General features: G+C 73.5%; 1 protein-coding gene. It reads right to left on the bottom strand.

What is annotated here, in order from left to right; all coding sequences use genetic code 11:
• Window positions 1–5: 5 nt before the first annotated feature.
• The coding region (locus OOT08_RS16210; RefSeq protein ID WP_325093859.1) for a type II toxin-antitoxin system PemK/MazF family toxin at window positions 6–657 on the bottom strand (652 nt) is incomplete at its 5' end.

Genomic DNA, 657 nt, shown 5'->3' with positions numbered 1-657 from the left:
TTTGCTCAGTCGCGCTTCGCAATCTGCCAGCCGAAGCGCTGCTGGAGGCGCTGCGCGGCGCGCGCAAAGGTCTCCGGGTCGAGGGCGTGCCCCTCGCGGCGCATCCCGTCCTCGGTGATGAGCAGCACCCGGTCCATGTTCAGCCAGCTCTCGCGCCCCTTCGAATCCCAGGGGCCGGAGCCGATCGAGACGTAGTCGCCGTCCCGGTCGTGGGACTTACTCGTCAGGAAGCAGCCCGCCACCCCGGACTCGACGCGGCCGACGATGAGCACCGGGCGGTCCTTGCCCCGCCCGTCGTGCTCCTCGTAGGGCACCCAGGTCCAGACGACCTCGCCGGGATCCGGGTCCCGGTCGTCCTCCGGGGCGTAGCTCAGCTCGACGTGCGCGATCTCCGCGCCCGTCAGGTCCCGGGTCGCCCCGGGGCCAAACTGCCCCGGGCTCGGCTCCTCGGCGAGCGCGCCGCCCGCGGGCGCGGGACGCGCGGGTGACTGCGCCGACTGCGGGGGCTGCCCCGAGGTCCCCGGCTGGGCACGCTGCCCCGACGGCTTCGCCCGCGGTTGTTTCGCGGTCGAGGGCACCTGATCCGGGGTCTTCAGGCCGCCGATGAGGGTGGGCTGGCCGCCCGATGCCCGTGACGCAGCGGATTCACCCGAAGCA

Source organism: Leucobacter sp. M11 (assembly GCF_035726885.1).
Classification (GTDB): Bacteria; Actinomycetota; Actinomycetes; order Actinomycetales; family Microbacteriaceae; genus JAPFRB01.
This window is presented reverse-complemented; position numbering and strand designations above follow the sequence as displayed.